Annotated in this window: 13 protein-coding genes and 2 rRNA genes; 6 read left to right on the forward strand and 9 right to left on the reverse strand. The window is 53.6% G+C overall.

The genetic code is table 11. The features are described 5' to 3' along the window. The first annotated feature begins 1 nt into the window (after position 1). Both glnG and AC3EMD_RS27130 read left to right on the forward strand, forming a co-directional pair. On the forward strand, positions 2 to 1,411 hold the full coding sequence (gene glnG, locus AC3EMD_RS27125; protein WP_008807911.1) for a nitrogen regulation protein NR(I): 1,410 nt from the start codon (positions 2 to 4) through the stop codon (positions 1,409 to 1,411). 110 nt (positions 1,412 to 1,521) lie between these two features. Further along, the gene (locus AC3EMD_RS27130) at positions 1,522 to 1,632 is read left to right on the forward strand and encodes a YshB family small membrane protein (RefSeq protein ID WP_004152951.1); all 111 of its coding nucleotides are present in this window, start codon (positions 1,522 to 1,524) and stop codon (positions 1,630 to 1,632) included. Positions 1,633 to 1,671: 39 nt separating this feature from the next. Here AC3EMD_RS27130 and hemN read toward each other — a convergent pair whose 3' ends face one another. Beyond that, entirely contained in the window at positions 1,672 to 3,045 is a 1,374-nt protein-coding gene (hemN, locus tag AC3EMD_RS27135) for an oxygen-independent coproporphyrinogen III oxidase (protein WP_022064970.1), read from the reverse strand. A gap of 188 nt (positions 3,046 to 3,233) precedes the next feature. After that, entirely contained in the window at positions 3,234 to 3,740 is a 507-nt protein-coding gene (gene yihI, locus AC3EMD_RS27140; protein ID WP_008807913.1) for a Der GTPase-activating protein YihI, read from the reverse strand. Between the two features lie 584 nt (positions 3,741 to 4,324). On the opposite strand from yihI, the gene yihA reads away from it, so the two are divergent. Beyond that, positions 4,325 to 4,957, forward strand: a complete 633-nt coding sequence (gene yihA / locus AC3EMD_RS27145; RefSeq protein ID WP_008807914.1) for a ribosome biogenesis GTP-binding protein YihA/YsxC — start codon at positions 4,325 to 4,327, stop codon at positions 4,955 to 4,957. 134 nt (positions 4,958 to 5,091) lie between these two features. Here yihA and spfP read toward each other — a convergent pair whose 3' ends face one another. Both spfP and polA read right to left on the reverse strand, forming a co-directional pair. Further along, positions 5,092 to 5,139, reverse strand: coding sequence for a small protein SpfP (gene spfP / locus AC3EMD_RS27150; RefSeq protein ID WP_071892919.1), 48 nt, complete (start codon positions 5,137 to 5,139; stop codon positions 5,092 to 5,094). 165 nt (positions 5,140 to 5,304) lie between these two features. Then, positions 5,305 to 8,097 carry a DNA polymerase I gene (gene polA / locus AC3EMD_RS27155; RefSeq protein WP_012543290.1) on the reverse strand — a complete coding sequence of 931 codons (2,793 nt, stop codon included), beginning with the start codon at positions 8,095 to 8,097 and terminating at the stop codon, positions 5,305 to 5,307. Between the two features lie 396 nt (positions 8,098 to 8,493). Between polA and yihG the strand changes: the two genes are divergently transcribed. Then, positions 8,494 to 9,393 carry a 1-acylglycerol-3-phosphate O-acyltransferase, YihG family gene (yihG, locus tag AC3EMD_RS27160; protein ID WP_008807916.1) on the forward strand — a complete coding sequence of 300 codons (900 nt, stop codon included), beginning with the start codon at positions 8,494 to 8,496 and terminating at the stop codon, positions 9,391 to 9,393. A gap of 49 nt (positions 9,394 to 9,442) precedes the next feature. On the opposite strand, the gene dsbA is transcribed toward yihG, so the two are convergent. From dsbA to AC3EMD_RS27175, 3 genes are all read right to left on the reverse strand, one after another. Beyond that, positions 9,443 to 10,066 carry a thiol:disulfide interchange protein DsbA gene (dsbA, locus tag AC3EMD_RS27165; protein ID WP_008807917.1) on the reverse strand — a complete coding sequence of 208 codons (624 nt, stop codon included), beginning with the start codon at positions 10,064 to 10,066 and terminating at the stop codon, positions 9,443 to 9,445. Positions 10,067 to 10,093: 27 nt separating this feature from the next. Next, positions 10,094 to 11,080, reverse strand: a complete 987-nt coding sequence (locus AC3EMD_RS27170; RefSeq protein WP_008807918.1) for a serine/threonine protein kinase — start codon at positions 11,078 to 11,080, stop codon at positions 10,094 to 10,096. A gap of 75 nt (positions 11,081 to 11,155) precedes the next feature. Continuing rightward, positions 11,156 to 11,425: a YihD family protein gene (locus AC3EMD_RS27175; protein ID WP_012543292.1), complete on the reverse strand. Its 270-nt coding sequence runs from the start codon at positions 11,423 to 11,425 to the stop codon at positions 11,156 to 11,158. Between the two features lie 71 nt (positions 11,426 to 11,496). On the opposite strand from AC3EMD_RS27175, the gene mobA reads away from it, so the two are divergent. Both mobA and mobB read left to right on the forward strand, forming a co-directional pair. After that, positions 11,497 to 12,078, forward strand: a complete 582-nt coding sequence (mobA, locus tag AC3EMD_RS27180; RefSeq protein WP_008807920.1) for a molybdenum cofactor guanylyltransferase MobA — start codon at positions 11,497 to 11,499, stop codon at positions 12,076 to 12,078. Beyond that, on the forward strand, positions 12,075 to 12,581 hold the full coding sequence (mobB, locus tag AC3EMD_RS27185) for a molybdopterin-guanine dinucleotide biosynthesis protein MobB (protein WP_032731533.1): 507 nt from the start codon (positions 12,075 to 12,077) through the stop codon (positions 12,579 to 12,581). The genes mobA and mobB overlap by 4 nt, the downstream gene beginning before the upstream one ends. A 234-nt stretch (positions 12,582 to 12,815) precedes the next feature. Here mobB and rrf read toward each other — a convergent pair. Together rrf and AC3EMD_RS27195 are read right to left on the reverse strand one after the other, a co-directional pair. Then, positions 12,816 to 12,931 (reverse strand): 5S ribosomal RNA (gene rrf / locus AC3EMD_RS27190). A 96-nt stretch (positions 12,932 to 13,027) separates the two neighbouring features. Continuing rightward, positions 13,028 to 15,931 (reverse strand): 23S ribosomal RNA (locus tag AC3EMD_RS27195). Between the last annotated feature and the right edge of the window lie 92 nt (positions 15,932 to 16,023).

The raw sequence follows: 16,023 nt of genomic DNA on the forward strand, positions 1-16,023 counted from the left end.
TATGCAACGAGGGATAGCCTGGATCGTTGATGACGATAGCTCCATCCGCTGGGTGCTTGAACGCGCGCTCACCGGAGCCGGCTTGAGCTGCACAACGTTCGAAAGCGGCAATGAGGTGCTAGATGCCCTCACCACCAAAACCCCGGATGTACTGCTGTCAGATATCCGTATGCCGGGAATGGATGGTCTGGCGCTGCTCAAACAGATTAAGCAGCGTCATCCAATGCTTCCGGTCATCATAATGACCGCGCATTCCGATCTGGACGCTGCGGTTAGCGCTTATCAGCAAGGCGCGTTTGATTATCTGCCCAAACCTTTTGATATTGATGAAGCCGTCGCCCTGGTCGACCGGGCGATAAGCCACTATCAGGAGCAGCAACAGCCGCGAAATGCGCCAATAAGCAGCCCAACTGCCGACATCATCGGCGAAGCGCCGGCTATGCAGGATGTCTTTCGCATTATTGGCCGCTTGTCGCGCTCATCCATCAGCGTGCTGATTAATGGCGAATCCGGTACCGGTAAAGAGCTCGTCGCTCACGCACTGCATCGTCATAGCCCACGTTCAAAAGCGCCGTTTATCGCACTGAATATGGCGGCAATACCCAAAGACCTGATTGAGTCCGAGCTGTTCGGGCATGAAAAAGGGGCCTTTACCGGCGCCAATACCGTCCGCCAGGGACGCTTCGAACAGGCTGACGGCGGCACGCTATTCCTGGATGAAATTGGCGATATGCCGCTTGATGTCCAGACTCGTCTGCTGCGCGTGCTGGCGGATGGCCAGTTTTATCGCGTGGGCGGTTACGCGCCAGTGAAGGTCGATGTGCGGATCATCGCCGCCACCCACCAGAACCTGGAACAGCGCGTACAGGAGGGGAAATTTCGAGAAGATTTGTTCCACCGCCTGAACGTGATCCGGGTGCATTTACCGCCGCTGCGCGAGCGCCGGGAAGATATTCCACGCCTGGCCCGCCATTTTCTGCAGATAGCCGCCCGCGAGCTCGGTGTTGAAGCCAAACAGTTGCATCCGGAAACGGAGACAGCGCTGACACGCCTGGCGTGGCCTGGCAACGTCCGTCAGCTGGAAAACACCTGTCGCTGGCTCACCGTCATGGCCGCCGGCCAGGAGGTACTGACGCAGGATCTGCCGAGCGAACTGTTTGAGACCACGGTTCCGGACAGCCCGACGCAGATGCAGCCCGACAGCTGGGCGACGCTGCTGGGTCAGTGGGCCGATCGGGCGTTGCGATCCGGTCATCAAAACCTGCTCTCAGAAGCGCAACCCGAAATGGAGCGCACGCTGCTGACGACCGCCCTGCGCCATACCCAGGGGCACAAGCAGGAGGCTGCGCGTCTGCTGGGATGGGGTCGTAATACACTGACGCGTAAGCTAAAAGAGCTGGGAATGGAGTAGTGATTAACGGCATGATGAAAATTAGCCGTTCAGCGCAAAGTGCTGCTATTTTGTACTTTACTGTTCCGATGAGTTGAGTATGATCGTGCCCGGCATTAGGGGAGAGCATCATGTTTGAATCACTGGTGAGTATGATATCGAGCGGCGCCGCAGCCAGTCACACGCCACAAACGGCAGTCGCTGCCGTGCTGTGCGCTGCGCTGGTCGGGCTGTTCAGCTAATGGTTCCCCTCTCCCGCGGCCGCAGGAGAGGGGAAAACATTAAATGACCCGGGAGAACTGTTGCATCCGAGCTTTTTGCCGTAGATAGGCATCAAAGCACATGCAGATATTGCGGATCAGCAGTCGGCCTTTCGCCGTCACCTGAATGGCCTTATCATCCACAGCCACCAGCCCGTCATGCGCCAGCGGCGCCAGCAGCTTCAGGTCTTCAGCAAAATAAGACTGAAAATCCACATCCCACTGCGCCTCTACGGCCCCAATATCCAGACGGAAATTACAGATCAACGCCTTAATCACGTCGCGACGTAAACAGTCATCGCGGGTTAACGCGATCCCGCGCCATAGAGCGTCCCCTTGCTCTGCCACCTGCTGGTAGTACAGCTTCAGCTCTTTTTGGTTCTGGGCGTAGCTGTCGCCAATCATGCTGATCGCGGACACGCCCATCCCCAGCAGATCGGTATCCCCCTGGGTGGTGTAACCCTGGAAATTGCGGTGCAGTATGCCATGACGTTGCGCGACCGCTAATTCATCGTCTGGGCGAGCAAAGTGGTCCATGCCGATAAACTGATAGCCTGCCGCCGTCAGTGAACCGATGGTCTCCTGGAGGATCTCCAGCTTCTGTTCAGCGGTGGGCAGATCGGCATCTTTAATTTTGCGCTGTGCGGCAAAGAGCGTGGGCAGATGCGCATAGTTAAACACGCTCAGGCGGTCAGGATTGAGCTCGGCGACCTTTTGCAGGGTAAAGGCGAAGCTCTCCGGCGTTTGCTTCGGCAGGCCGTAGATGAGGTCGATATTGGTCGAGGTAAAACCAATCTCCCGCGCATGGTGGAGCAAATCAAAGATGAACGCTTCGTCCTGCTCACGGTTAACCAGGCGCTGAACCTCTTTATTGAAGTCCTGCACGCCCATACTCAGGCGGTTGAACCCCTCGGTGCGTAAATGATCGAGGACATCCAGCTCGATCTCACGTGGATCGACCTCAATGGAAATCTCGGCTTCCGCGCTGAAATGGAAGTGGCTGCGCAACAGATCCATCAGGCGACTGATTTGCGCCTTATTGAGATAGGTTGGCGTGCCGCCACCCCAGTGCAGTTGCTTAACCTGGCGACTGGCAAACAGCGGCGCGCGGTGGATGATCTCCTGTTCAAGGACATCGAGATATTGATCGGCCTTATGCTGCTGGCGGGTGACTATCTTATTGCAGCCGCAGAAATAACACAGCTTATGGCAAAACGGGATATGCACGTACAGCGACAGGGGACGCTGTGGGTAACGGGCCACAGCGGCATCGAATTCCGCCGCGCCAAATTGCGGTGAAAACTCCAGCGCGGTGGGATACGAGGTATAGCGCGGCCCGGAATAGTTATATTTCTGGATCAGGGCCAGATCCCAGTCGATTATCTGCTCAGACATGCTCACTCCTTCCGATGGTGCCGCCGACGGGTACGCCGTCCCGGCCCCACCGCACCGCGGGTCATGAGCCGGTTGCGCAGCCATTTCTGACGCCGCGACAACCGTCGTAGTTTAACGAATAACCACAGCAGATAACATATAACCAGAAGGGTTATAAGCAGTACCGGGAATCCGATGGGATGCAAATGTTAGTTTCCACCCTTCAGCAGACGCATCATATCTTCCTGACGCTCTTCCTCTTCTTCATCTTCGTCATCGTAAGAGAGGCCGAGCTGCTGCATCAGCTCATCAATGCGATCCAGTTTGGCGTCCACCCAGCTCTGCTCTTCAGCATTCAGGGTGCCGCCCTCTTCCAGACGTTCCAGCAGCGCGTCCAGGCGCTCATCATTCTCCAGCAACTCCAGCTCAGCCTGCGGTGAAAGCATAGGTTTCTCGCTCTTTGGTTTATGCTGCTTGGGGGCTGGGGTGCTGCTTTCGCTCACGCCCAGCGGGATCGGTTTTTTACTGCCGACGCGCGGGTCTTGCGTCTGGCTCTGTTTTTTGCCCGCTGAAGCCGCATCGCCGCCGTTCGCGCGACTGCCTGCCGCGTGACCACGATGTTTCTTCTGCCGTTTGCGATCGCGAGCTTCCTGATTTAACTCTTCACGCGACTTGCGGCCGGATTTGCCACGGGTGGCGGATGTCGGTTTTTTCATGGTGTGTAATCTTCAGACAGTATTATTCAGTATAGAATTGAGGCGGAATCTAGCAGAAAGCAAGCAAAGAAAAAAGGCGACAGATTACTCTGTCGCCTTTTTCCTCACTGACCACCCTTAACGGGCTTCTTCTTTCCCTGTTCGCTAACGACTTACCCTGTCTTTCCCTTAGCGTCCAACGGTCCCTGTTTCTTCCTTTTCCCTTTGAAACGTCTCCAAGACGCGCGTCATCCTGACTATCCTGTGGTCTTCGCCTCCTGGCGCTTCCTGACCCCTCGTCCTGAGTCTTAATCCTTTCAGCATCCCCGCCGTTGTGTATTACTTTACCCTGTTGACAAAAATCGACAACCAGCCAGGCCGTTAAAAAAACATTTTCAGATTTCTCTATTTTTATAACTTGTTTTTTTTCAGTTAATTACATCTGTATCGTCTTATTTTTCTCAGGTATGTCCTATACGAAGAATAGTCAATGTCTCACAAACCATATGGTTTTTACTTACAGGAACGGCGTGCGGTAAAAACAGCCTTTTTCTGCTGTTCAGGTATAATCCCTGCCATAGCCTGTTTTAACGGAGACGACCGTCTTGACCAACTGGAATTATCAACTGACGCACTTTGTCACTAGCGCGCCAGATATCCGCCATCTTCCTGCCGATACCGGCATTGAAGTGGCGTTCGCCGGCCGCTCCAACGCGGGAAAATCCAGCGCGCTAAATACGCTGACCAACCAGAAGAGCCTGGCGCGTACCTCCAAGACTCCTGGACGTACGCAGCTGATTAACCTGTTCGAAGTCGCCGAGGGCAAACGCCTGGTTGACCTGCCCGGCTATGGTTATGCGCAAGTACCTGAAGAGATGAAGATCAAGTGGCAGCGCGCTCTGGGAGAGTACCTGGAAAAACGTCTGTGCCTGAAGGGCCTGGTGGTGCTAATGGATATTCGCCACCCGCTTAAAGATCTCGATCAGCAAATGATCGAGTGGGCGGTAGAAAGCGATATTCAGGTGCTGGTGCTGTTGACCAAAGCCGATAAGCTCGCCAGCGGCGCGCGTAAAGCGCAAGTGAATATGGTGCGTGAAGCGGTACTGGCCTTCAATGGCGATATTCAGGTTGAACCTTTCTCTTCGCTGAAAAAATCCGGCGTGGATAAGCTACGACAGAAGCTGGATAGCTGGTTTAACGAAATCCCGCCGCAAGAAGCCGTTGAAGACGCCGAGTAACCCCCGCTTTTTCCGGATAACGGCGCGTAGCGCCCTATCCGGACGTTCATATTACGCGCTTTTAACTGCATCAAACTTTTCTTTCGCGCAATAAAAAACGCCCCGGTCATAAATGACCGGGGCGGCTAAAATATTCAGCCAAATCCGATTACGTGAAGTAAAAGGTCTGAAAGATAGAACATCTTACCTCTGTACCCTACGCGATTAACTCTACTCTTCTTTCGCTCACGGATAAAGCATTTTTTGTAGTTTTTTTTCACTATTTACATAGCAAATTCAAATGATCCTCACAAAACGCTATAAGTTATGTTGCTTACTTACAGAAAATCGCTTTGCGCTTTGTATACTTAGTGCGCTTGATCCCAGTTTTCGCCACTACCGACTTCCACCAGCAGCGGCACCGCCAGCGTAGTGCTGTTCTCCATCAGTTCATGGATTTTTTTCGACACGGCATCGAGCTCATCTTTATGCACTTCAAAGACCAGTTCATCGTGAACCTGCATGATCATCCGCACGCGAGGTTGCTCCTTCCGCAGCCATTCATCAACAGCAATCATCGCCCGCTTGATAATGTCTGCCGCTGTCCCCTGCATCGGGGCGTTGATCGCCGCACGTTCCGCGCCGGCGCGACGGGCACCATTGCTGGATTTAATATCCGGCAGATAGAGTCGACGGCCATCCAGCGTTTCAACGTACCCTTGCTCTTTCGCCTGAGCGCGGGTGCGCTCCATATACTCCAGGACGCCCGGGTAACGCTCGAAATAAAGATCCATATACTTCTGTGCTTCTTTACGCGGGATGTTCAGCTGGCGGGCCAGGCCGAAGGCGCTCATGCCATAGATGAGACCGAAGTTGATGGCTTTCGCACTGCGGCGTTGTTCGCTGCTGACGCTGTCCAGTGGTAAGCCAAACACTTCAGCCGCCGTCGCCCGGTGAATATCCTTCCCTTCTGCGAAAGCGGTCAGCAGGCCTTTATCCCGCGACAGGTGCGCCATAATACGCAGTTCGATTTGCGAGTAGTCCGCTGAGACAATGACGTAATCTTCCGGCGCGATAAACGCCTGGCGAATGCGCCGTCCTTCTTCGTTACGCACTGGAATATTTTGCAGGTTTGGATCGGTAGACGACAAACGGCCTGTGGCAGTAACCGCCTGATGATAGGAGGTATGCACGCGCCCCGTTTTAGGGTTAATCATCAGCGGCAGTTTATCGGTATAGGTCGACTTCAGTTTCGCCAGCCCGCGATACTCCAGAATCACTTTTGGCAACGGATAATCCAGCGCCAGCTCCTCCAGGACCTCTTCAGACGTGGATGGCGCGCCACCCGGCGTTTTCTTCAGCGGCTTGATACCCTGTTTCTCAAACAGGATCGTTTGCAGCTGTTTAGTGGAGGAGAGATTAAACGCTTCCCCGGCAATCTCATGTGCGCGCTGCTCCAGCTCAACCAGACGCTGGGCGATCTCCTGGGAATGCGCATGCAGCACGGCAGGGTCGATTTTCACGCCATTGCGCTCAACCCGAGACAGCACCGGCACCAGCGGCATTTCGATATGCTTAAAGATATTCAGCGGACCTTCATGCTGCTGCAGCTTCGGCCACATCTTCAGATGCAGCTGGAGCGTGACGTCGGCATCTTCCGCCGCGTAGCGGCCAGCCTCCTCCAGTGCAATCTGGTTAAAGGTGAGCTGGTTCTTACCTTTACCAGCGATCTCTTCAAAGGTAATGGTTTTATGCTTCAGCCAGCGGTCGGAAAGACTGTCCATATCGTGGCGGCCCGCCACGCTGTCGAGAATGTAGGATTCCAGCATGGTATCGAACGCAATCCCGCGCAGCTCAATGTCATAGTTGGCCAAAATACCGCGATCGTATTTGAGATTTTGCCCGACCTTGAGCAGCTTCTCATCCTCCAGCAGCGGTTTAAGTAACGCCAGTACGCGCTCGCGGGGGATCTGATCCGGCGCATCAAGATAATCATGCGCCACAGGGACATAGGCGGCCACGCCAGGCTCAACAGCGAATGAAAGACCGACCATATTGGCAGAGATATTATCCAGGCTGTCGGTTTCCGTATCAAAGGCAAAGAGCGGCGCTTGCTTCAGCTTATCGATCCAGGTGACCAGCGTGGCCTCATCAAGGATAGTGACGTAGTGCTCTGCTGAAAGGGCGGAGGCCGGTTCATCCTCTGCTTCTGCCTGTGCCGCTGCCGCAGGCTCTGCAGGTTTAGCGGCCGGTTTGCCGCCCTTCGCTTGCAGCCATTTCCCGGCCTCGACGTCGGTTGTCCAGCGCTTAAACTCATACTGCCTGAACAGCGCCAGCAGATCGTCAGCCGCCGGAGGCTGCACCTCCAGCTCTTCGCACGTGAGCTCCAGCTCGACGTCGGTTTTAATGGTCGCCAGCTGATAAGAGAGATAAGCCACGTCCTTGTTCTGCTCCAGCTTCGCCGCCATCGTTTTCGCGCCGCGGAAGCTCAGTGCAGCAATTTTCTCCGGTTCCGCATACAGCGTATCAAGGCCGCCAAGGCCTTGCAGCAGCGCCTGGGCGGTCTTCTCGCCCACGCCCGGCACGCCAGGAATGTTATCCGAAGAGTCGCCCATCAGTGCCAGGAAATCGATAATCAGCTCCGGCGGGACGCCATACTTGGAGACCACCTCATCCGGTCCAAGGATGGTGTTAGTCATGGTATTGATTAGGGTGATCCCCGGCGTCACCAGCTGAGCCATGTCTTTATCACCGGTGCTGATCAGCACCGGACGACCCGCCCTTTCCGCTTCCCGCGCCAGGGTGCCAATCACATCGTCGGCTTCAACACCCGGAACTGCCATTAGCGGCAGCCCCATCGCTTTCACCATCTTATGCAACGGCTCAATCTGCGCGCGCAGATCGTCCGGCATCGGCGGGCGGTGGGACTTGTAATGTTCGAACAATTCATCACGGAAGGTTTTCCCTTTCGCATCAAAGACCACGACGGCGTGAGTCGGTTGATACTGCAGGATCAAACTGCGCAGCATATTCAGTACGCCGTACATAGCCCCGGTCGGCTCCCCTGCGCTGTTAGTCAGCGGCGGAAACGCATGATACGCCCGATAAAGATAGGATGAGCCGTCAACGAGGATGAGAGGGTTTTCTGGGATCTGAACCATAATTTCCGTGCCTGTTTATCAGATTATGGGTAAAGGATGCCACAGACGGGCATGAAATCCTGAATTTTTCCCGCATTTCGCGGAAAAGATTCAACGATCGTCGCGATCGCATAAGAACTTTGCTTGTGGATAACTTTGTGTATAGTTTTACAGCGTCAGCTTTACCGCCCCTGAAAATAAATGAACAAATACTATTACTCTTTATATATCAGTTAATTAAAAACAGATCGACGATCCTGGCATCAATTTGATGACCCAATGTTCCATGTGGATAGAAGATCCTTGTTTTTTTCTGTTCTCGTAAGACCCGTCATTTGCCGCGTTTTCTGGTAAAATCAGCCCCTTGCGCAGCTTAAAGGCGCTCTTTGTCAGCCTAACTTTCTGAATAAACTAACTATGTCGAGATTACTCGCTGCGATAACACTTCCGCTGAGTATCGCCTTAACCATCTTAGTCACCATTATCTGCTCTGTACCGATCATCGTCGCCGGGCTGATTAAACTGCTGGTCCCCATTCCAGCGGTATGGCGCTCTATATCTGTTTTTTGCAATTTTATGATGTATTGCTGGTGCGAAGGGCTGGCGCTGCTGTTGCATCTCAATCCCTGGCTTAAATGGGACGTCGAGGGTCTGGAAGGCTTAAATAAAAAGAACTGGTATCTGCTGATCAGTAACCACCATAGCTGGGCAGATATCGTGGTGCTGTGCGTGCTGTTCCGCAAGCATATTCCGATGAATAAGTACTTCCTTAAACAACAGCTGGCGTGGGTACCCTTCATCGGCCTCGCCTGCTGGGCGTTGGATATGCCCTTTATGCGCCGCTATTCACGCAGTTACCTTATTAGACACCCGGAACGCCGCGGTAAAGATGTCGAAACCACCCGCCGTTCATGTGAAAAATTTCGCGCGCATCCGACGACTATCGTCAATTTTGTGGAAGGCTCGCGTTTTACCGAAGCCAAAAAGCACGAGACGCGCTCGCCTTACGATAACCTGCTACCGCCTAAAGCGGCAGGTATCGCCATGGCGTTAAACGTGCTCGGTTCGCAGTTCGATAAACTACTGAATGTCACGCTGTGCTACCCCGAGAATAATACAAAGCCGTTTTACGATATGTTAAGCGGCCGCCTGACGCGCATTGTAGTACGTATCAATCTGGTTCCTATTGGTGAAGAGCTGCACGGCGATTACGTTAACGATAAGAACTTTAAGCGCGGCTTCCAGCGCTGGCTCAATGGGCTATGGGAAGAGAAAGACCGTCAGTTGACTGACATCATGCGGGACAAAGAAAGATAGTCACTGCCAGAACAGCTAAGGTAACGCCGGTCAGTGACCGGCGTTTTTTTTATTTCTTCTCTACCAGTTGCTTCACGGTATCCGCATACTGAGCGACGAAGACATCCATATTGCTGGTGTCCATCCCCTGCGGGTTCAGCTGGTATTTACCATTAACATACATAGCCGGTACCCCCTGCAGCTGCAGATCGGCTGCCGCTTTCTCTTGCTGAGCGACCAGAGATTTCACCACGAAGCTATTCCATGCGGCATCGTAGTCTTCCCCTTTCACGCCAGCGTCGACAAACACTTTACGAATGTCAGCCACGCTCTGCACGGTCTGGGTTTTCTGCACGGCTTCGAACATCGGCGCAGTAATTTTATCTTCAACACCCAGCGCGATGGCCACCGCCCACGCCTGCGTCAGATCCTTGCCCAGAGGGCCCAGGAACTCAACGTGGTATTTGGTCATTTTGGTGCCTTCCGGCAGTTTCTGACGCACATTGTCAGAAACATGCAGCACTTCTTCAAACTGGTAGCAGTGCGGGCAGTAGAATGAGAAGAACTCGAGCACCTGCGGCTCGCCAGCAATCGGCTTATCAAGGGTGATGTACTGCTTGCCATCGGTGATCTGGGCAGCGGATGCACTAAAAGCCAGAATCATACCAGCCAGCGCCAGCCAAACTTTTTTCATGATTTACTCTCTCCTGGATATATCACATTAATACATTGGCGTTAACTGAAGCGGGGGTTCCTGTAGAACCTTCACCTGCTCAAGAAAAGTCGACGTCTGCCCCCGCCAGTAATCCTCCCCGGTTAACCAGGGGAAATTGACCGGGAAAGCGGGATCGTCCCAGCGTCTGAGCAACCACGCCAGATAATAAACCAGTCGCATAGCGCGTAAAGGTTCAATTAGCGCGATTTCATCGCTGTTAAAGGGGCTGAATTCCTCATAGGCCTCGACAATGGTCTCCAGCTGCATACGCTGTTCAGCCTTATCACCGTTGAGCAGCATCCACAGATCCTGAATCGCCGGGCCGGTTCGCGCATCGTCTAAGTCGACAAACAGTGGTCCGTCGCGCCAGAGGATATTACCGGCATGGCAGTCACCGTGCAGGCGCAACGTGTTCCCGCGGCCGTGCCATTGCTCCATGACGGCAGCAATGAGTTTATCGGTCGCCTTCAGGAAATCGGCCTTCAGGCCAGAGGGGATCAGCGTCGCCTGTTCAAACACCTGGCGCGGTTCCAGCAGGTACTCCTGGACGCCAATTTCCGGGCGGGCAGTAAAGCGCTGTTTGCGGCCCGTCTGGTGCAGGCGCCCCAGATAGCGGCCAACCCATTCCATCTGATCAAGGTTATCCGCTTCGAACTGACGACCGCCAAGGCTTGGGAAAACGGCAAAGTAGAATCCCTGATGCTGATGAAGCGTGCTGTCGTTAAAGAAGAGCGGCGCAGCAACGGGCACTTCATCTTCTACAAGCTGAAGTGCAAACTGGTGTTCTTCAAGGATCTGTTCTGCGGACCAGCGCTCAGGACGATAGAACTTTACCACATAGCGATGGCGCTCTTCGTCCTGGAACTGATAAACGCGGTTCTCATAGCTGTTTAGCGGGGTGAGACCGGAGTCCACCCGCATACCCAGATCGAATAACCCATCGATAATGGTATCCGGGCGAAGCGTCTGAAAAGTAAAAGCCTTATCGTGCATCCTGACATCCGATAATCGTACGAATAGTTCAGGATATCATCTCATTGCACTTTACGCGGCAGCGCTTACAACCTTTTACTCTTTTATTACCCCGCGGGCGCGCAGCAGCGCGGTTTTAAAGTCCTCTTCATAATCCTTCTGAATACCAGGAATGACGGCATCTTTAGAAGAGTCACGCATCTTCAGGTGATAGATCAGAATATCGTCGGAAAGATCGCTCAGTTCGCCTTCATAGCCAGCCTCTTTCGCCAGTTTCTGCAAAAATTGCATCAGATTCAGTTCAGGCTCTTTCTGCCAGGCAGGCTGGAGGAGTTCAATTACTTCATTCAGACGTTTACATTTCATGGTCATGCTCCTTACTCTTGATAGGGACAAGTTAACAGGGTCAATCCCACAATGAAAGAGGCGATATTCAGATGCAAAGCGAGGCGATAACCGGCGTCGTGCTGGCAGGCGGCAAAGCCACGCGAATGGGCGGCATTGATAAAGGATTACAGGCGCTAAATGGTCGCCCTCTCTGGCGTCACGTCGCGGAGACATTAGCCCCGCAGGTAGATGAGTTAGTCATTAGCGCCAATCGTCATCTTGAACAGTGGCGTGCCAGCGGATATCCGGTCTTTCGAGACATACAGGAGGGTTATCAGGGGCCGCTAGCCGGAATGCTTGCTGTGATGCAGCAGGTCGCGAGCCCATGGTTTGTTTTTTGCCCCTGCGACACGCCGTTCATTCCGTCCTTTTTGGTGGAGCGCTTTATCCAGCAGAGAGGGGCCGCGCCGGTCGTTTGGGCCCATGACGGCGAACGGGATCATCCCGCCGTTGCATTAGTTCATCGTCAAATCATTCCGGAACTGGAGGCTTATCTGGCTCATGGAGAGCGCAGGGTGATGGTCTTTATGCGACAAGTGGGTGGGCGCCCGGTGAATTTCAGCGATGTGAAATCAGCGTTCATCAATGTAAATACGCTTGAAGATTTGCAGCAGATGCAGGAGCCATCATGACCCCATTACTGGCGATCGCCGCATGGAGCGGTACCGGAAAAACAACATTATTAAAGCGTCTTATCCCTGAGCTTTGTGTCAGAGGTCTGCGTCCCGGGCTGATAAAACATACCCATCATGATATGGACGTCGATAAACCCGGCAAAGATAGCTATGAATTACGTAAGGCGGGCGCTGCGCAGACCATTGTCGCCAGCGAACAGCGCTGGGCGTTGATGACGGAGACGCCAGAGACGCCGGAATTAGATCTCACGTGGCTTGTCAGTCGAATGGATGCCAGCAAACTGGACCTGGTTTTAGTGGAGGGGTTCAAACATGAACCCGTGCCGAAGATCCTACTTTTTCGGCAAAACAGCGGCCATCGTGTAGAAGAGCTGATAATTGATGAACATACCATCGCCGTGGCCAGCGATATGCCCATCGCGACCTCGCTTCCGCAGTTGGATTTAAATGATATTCAACAGATCGCGAGATTTATTGCGAATTGGTTAGAGAGGCATTAGCAGTTTATCGGTAGGGTTGCTTCTTAACACAGACGTTAATGAATGGCATCGGCAGACAGGGGCCTCCCCGGAGGCGGTGCTGCGCACCTTGTCCGGGCTACAGGTCGTGCAGGGCGGGTGCGAATCCGTAGCCCCGGTAAGCGCAGCGCCACCGGGGAGACATACCGGCACGGTTGCCGGACCACTGAAACGCAAAAAGCCCATCCGGCAGGATGGGCTCTTCACTTGTTTGATGCCTGGCAGTTCCCTACTCTCACATGGGGAGACCCCACACTACCATCGGCGCTACGGCGTTTCACTTCTGAGTTCGGCATGGGGTCAGGTGGGACCACCGCGCTATCGCCGCCAGGCAAATTCTGTTTTCAACACGTCTCACGGACGCATCGAGTAATCTGTATCAGAGCTGAAAATCTTCTCTCAAATCGCCAAAACAGCTTCGGCGTTGTAAGGTTAAGCCTCACGGTTCATTAGTACCGGTTAGCTCAACGCATCGCTGCGCTTACACACCCGGCCTATCAACGTCGTCGTCTTCAACGTTCCTTCAGGAGACTTAAAGTCTCAGGGAGAACTCATCTCGGGGCAAGTTTCGTGCTTAGATGCTTTCAGCACTTATCTCTTCCGCATTTAGCTACCGGGCAGTGCCATTGGCATGACAACCCGAACACCAGTGATGCGTCCACTCCGGTCCTCTCGTACTAGGAGCAGCCCCCCTCAATTCTCCAGCGCCCACGGCAGATAGGGACCGAACTGTCTCACGACGTTCTAAACCCAGCTCGCGTACCACTTTAAATGGCGAACAGCCATACCCTTGGGACCTACTTCAGCCCCAGGATGTGATGAGCCGACATCGAGGTGCCAAACACCGCCGTCGATATGAACTCTTGGGCGGTATCAGCCTGTTATCCCCGGAGTACCTTTTATCCGTTGAGCGATGGCCCTTCCATTCAGAACCACCGGATCACTATGACCTGCTTTCGCACCTGCTCGCGCCGTCACGCTCGCAGTCAAGCTAGCTTATGCCATTGCACTAACCTCCTGATGTCCGACCAGGATTAGCTAACCTTCGTGCTCCTCCGTTACTCTTTGGGAGGAGACCGCCCCAGTCAAACTACCCACCAGACACTGTCCGCAACCCCGGTCAGGGGCCTACGTTAGAACATCAAACATTAAAGGGTGGTATTTCAAGGTTGGCTCCACGCAGACTGGCGTCCACGCTTCAAAGCCTCCCACCTATCCTACACATCAAGGCTCAATGTTCAGTGTCAAGCTATAGTAAAGGTTCACGGGGTCTTTCCGTCTTGCCGCGGGTACACTGCATCTTCACAGCGAGTTCAATTTCACTGAGTCTCGGGTGGAGACAGCCTGGCCATCATTACGCCATTCGTGCAGGTCGGAACTTACCCGACAAGGAATTTCGCTACCTTAGGACCGTTATAGTTACGGCCGCCGTTTACCGGGGCTTCGATCAAGAGCTTCTCCTTACGGATAACCCCATCAATTAACCTTCCGGCACCGGGCAGGCGTCACACCGTATACGTCCACTTTCGTGTTTGCACAGTGCTGTGTTTTTAATAAACAGTTGCAGCCAGCTGGTATCTTCGACTGGTCTCAGCTCCGTCCGCAGGGACTTCACCTACACACCAGCGTGCCTTCTCCCGAAGTTACGGCACCATTTTGCCTAGTTCCTTCACCCGAGTTCTCTCAAGCGCCTTGGTATTCTCTACCTGACCACCTGTGTCGGTTTGGGGTACGATTTAATGTTACCTGATGCTTAGAGGCTTTTCCTGGAAGCAGGGCATTTGTTACTTCAGCACCGTAGTGCCTCGTCATCACACCTCAGCGTTAAAAGGTACCGGATTTACCTGGAACCTCCGCCTACATGCTTAAACCGGGACAACCGTCGCCCGGCTAACATAGCCTTCTCCGTCCCCCCTTCGCAGTAACACCAAGTACAGGAATATTAACCTGTTTCCCATCGACTACGCCTTTCGGCCTCGCCTTAGGGGTCGACTCACCCTGCCCCGATTAACGTTGGACAGGAACCCTTGGTCTTCCGGCGAGCGGGCTTTTCACCCGCTTTATCGTTACTTATGTCAGCATTCGCACTTCTGATACCTCCAGCAACCCTCACAGGCCACCTTCGCAGGCTTACAGAACGCTCCCCTACCCAACAACACATAGTGTCGCTGCCGCAGCTTCGGTGCATGGTTTAGCCCCGTTACATCTTCCGCGCAGGCCGACTCGACCAGTGAGCTATTACGCTTTCTTTAAATGATGGCTGCTTCTAAGCCAACATCCTGGCTGTCTGTGCCTTCCCACATCGTTTCCCACTTAACCATGACTTTGGGACCTTAGCTGGCGGTCTGGGTTGTTTCCCTCTTCACGACGGACGTTAGCACCCGCCGTGTGTCTCCCGTGATAACATTCTTCGGTATTCGTAGTTTGCATCGGGTTGGTAAGTCGGGATGACCCCCTAGCCGAAACAGTGCTCTACCCCCGAAGATGAATTCACGAGGCGCTACCTAAATAGCTTTCGGGGAGAACCAGCTATCTCCCGGTTTGATTGGCCTTTCACCCCCAGCCACAAGTCATCCGCTAATTTTTCAACATTAGTCGGTTCGGTCCTCCAGTTAGTGTTACCCAACCTTCAACCTGCCCATGGCTAGATCACCGGGTTTCGGGTCTATACCCTGCAACTTAACGCCCAGTTAAGACTCGGTTTCCCTGCGGCTCCCCTATACGGTTAACCTTGCTACAGAATATAAGTCGCTGACCCATTATACAAAAGGTACGCAGTCACACCCGAAGGTGCTCCCACTGCTTGTACGTACACGGTTTCAGGTTCTTTTTCACTCCCCTCGCCGGGGTTCTTTTCGCCTTTCCCTCACGGTACTGGTTCACTATCGGTCAGTCAGGAGTATTTAGCCTTGGAGGATGGTCCCCCCATATTCAGACAGGATACCACGTGTCCCGCCCTACTCTTCGAGTTCACAACCTGTGCATTTTGGTGTACGGGACTATCACCCTGTACCGTCGGACTTTCCAGACCGTTCCACTAACACACAAGCTGATTCAGACTCTGGGCTGCTCCCCGTTCGCTCGCCGCTACTGGGGGAATCTCGGTTGATTTCTTTTCCTCGGGGTACTTAGATGTTTCAGTTCCCCCGGTTCGCCTCGTTAACCTATGTATTCAGTTAACGATAGTGCAACGAATTGCACTGGGTTTCCCCATTCGGACATCGCCGGCTATAACGGTTCATATCACCTTACCGACGCTTTTCGCAGATTAGCACGTCCTTCATCGCCTCTGACTGCCAGGGCATCCACCGTGTACGCTTAGTCGCTTAACCTCACAACCCGAAGATGTCTTCAGATTGCGAAAATTTGAGAGACTCGAACACACATTAACTGTGTGTCGTTTCAATTTTCAGCTTGATCCAGA

It is taken from the genome of Klebsiella sp. PK18 (assembly GCF_057784655.1).